Genomic DNA, 2345 nt, shown 5'->3' on the forward strand with positions numbered 1-2345 from the left:
TCATCGACATATTTGGCCGCCACATTGAGCGGGCCAATCACGGCATCGAGCGTGTCATTGACGCCTTGAACGATCTTGCGGAAATCGCCCTGGTGTTTGCTGGCATCGGCACGGGTGGCCAGTTTGCCCTCTACCGCTGCTTTGGACAAAATACCGGCATCGACCACCAGCGCATTGACCGCATCAATACAGGTATTGAGGTTGTTCTTTAGGGTATTGAAGTCCCCATTGTAGGTGTCGGTGATTTTGGCCGGAATGGCACCGCGCGAAATATCATCGACATATTTGGCCGCCACATTGAGCGGGCCAATCACGGCATCGAGCGTGTCATTGACGCCTTGAACGATCTTGCGGAAATCGCCCTGGTGTTTGCTGGCATCGGCACGGGTGGCCAGTTTGCCTTCCACCGCCGCTTTAGAGAGCAAAGTGGCATCGGTCATCATGGTTTGCACTGCCAACTGCATTGCTCCTACAGATTGAGTCAAGGCACCCAGTTCATCTTGGCTGTCATGGTTGAGTTTGAAGTCAAACTTGCCTTCGGCCATACTCTGCGCTGCATCTACCAGTTTGCGAACTGGAGGCACGATTTTTCTGAACAACAGCCAACCCAACAACAAGGACACCACCACCGCCAGGGTTGTGGTCACCAGCAGCAAAGTTTTGAGTGTTTGAGAATAAGCCACACTTTGCGCTACCTGTGTAGCGGTGCGCTTGTCCAGTAAGACAAAAAACTCATCCACAGGAGCCATGATTTTGGCTTTGTACACATGGTATTCTCGACTGTGCAACAACGTTCTGGCCATCTCCAGGTCTGGCGCTTTGGAGATGGTGTAATGGCCTTGGCTATCGGCGTACAGACCTTTGACTGCATTCATCGCCTTGACTTCCGTTTGCACCAACTCATTGGAGTTGGCCGCGGCCTGTGCCAGTTTGGCCAACTCTTCGCTGCTAAAGCCTGCCTGCTGCATCAGGGTTAACAACGGTACGGCGGTTGTAGCAGGACGGGGCGCATTTTGTCCTGCTGCGATGAAATCCCAGTAAATGCGCTGATATTCTTGTGGGCGTGGTTTTTTTCCATCGCGAATATCCAGAATATCATTGTATTGGCGCTCGTATTCTGCTAGACCACCACTAACCACATAAGTACGTGCCAAGCGGGTAAGATCGTCAGAGCTTTGGCGTAATTCATCGGCCAAAAGATACGCTGTATAACGCTCTTCTTGGCGCAAGGATGCCTCTTTCTCCGCTGACGACGACAACATAGAAATAGCGGCAATCATCAGTAAAAAACTGACAATGACGGCAAACGAAAACACAAGGAGTGTGCGGATAGAGACATTTTTCATTGTTTTTCCCTTTGTGGCTGCTGCCACATTCAGGCTATGGCAGCAGACATCGGTTCAGCCGATTCTGCTACGCGGGCCAGAGTGCCCAATTCATCGATCGATAACACCGCATTCACATTAAGTAAAATGACAAAATGACCATTGACCTTGCCCATGCCTTCAATAAATTCAGTGTGAATTTTGCTGCCAAAAGCCGGTGCTGGTTCGATCTCATGGCGTGGTATTTCTAACACTGCATTGACAGCATCTACCACCACTCCCATGTCATAACTCGCATTGGTGGTTTTTACTTCAACAATCACTACACAGGTTTTTTTGCTGACAGGGCTGGGTTTTTTGCCAAAGCGCACGGCCAAGTCCAGCACAGGTAACACAGCCCCCCGCAAATTGATCACACCACGAATGCAATCGGGCATCATCGGCACTTCGGTCAAGCCGTTGTATTCAATGATTTCTTTGATGCACAGAATGCCGATAGCAAAAGGTTCACCATTGAGCAGAAACGTCAGATATTGTTGGTGTTCTTGTGCGCCTGCGCTGCCCAATTTCACCGATTTGGCCGAGGTTTGGACGAGTTGGTTCATGGCGCTGCCTTTCAGAACTTGGTGAACTTGCTTTCGTCTATTTCTGTATCGGTGCTATCCAAACTGCTTGCACTGCCTAAACCAGCCGACTCCAGAAAGGCTTTAGAGGCGGGCATGGCATTACCAGATTTACGTCCATTGGGTTTGGGATACACAGTGCCATTGGCTGTGGCCCGGAGAGTGGGGGCCACAGTGGCCGATTTGCGTACCTGACGACCACTGCCCCTGATCTTGAAAAAGGCCATGGTCTGCTGCAATTGCTCCACTTGGCCACTCATCTCTTCGGCCGTAGCCGCCAACTCCTCCGAGCTGGACGCATTCTGTTGCGTGGTTTGGCTCAACTGGCTGATGGCCGAATTGATTTGCCCCGCCCCAGAAGATTGCTCCTCCGAGGCCGCCGTGATCTCTTGCACCA

2 protein-coding genes and 1 pseudogene are annotated in these 2345 nt (G+C 51.3%); all 3 read right to left on the reverse strand.

Translation table 11 applies throughout. The features are described 5' to 3' along the window. Nucleotides 1–1346: HAMP domain-containing protein (locus ACFO6X_RS15775; protein WP_382434947.1), on the reverse strand; the 1346-nt coding region annotated here is incomplete at its 3' end. A 29-nt stretch (nucleotides 1347–1375) separates the two neighbouring features. Beyond that, nucleotides 1376–1930, reverse strand: coding sequence for a chemotaxis protein CheW (locus ACFO6X_RS15780; RefSeq protein ID WP_382434949.1), 555 nt, complete (start codon nucleotides 1928–1930; stop codon nucleotides 1376–1378). Nucleotides 1931–1941: 11 nt separating this feature from the next. Further along, nucleotides 1942–2345: pseudogene (locus ACFO6X_RS15785) on the reverse strand (hypothetical protein); the annotation flags it as partial.

Source organism: Giesbergeria sinuosa (genome assembly GCF_042652905.1).
Lineage (GTDB): Bacteria > Pseudomonadota > Gammaproteobacteria > Burkholderiales > Burkholderiaceae_C > Simplicispira > Simplicispira sinuosa.

What these genes read in the sequence shown, in the direction of transcription:
- ACFO6X_RS15780 (WP_382434949.1), bottom strand. Translation starts at nt 1,930, where the DNA reads ATGAACCAACTCGTCCAAACCTCGGCCAAATCGGTGAAATTGGGCAGC.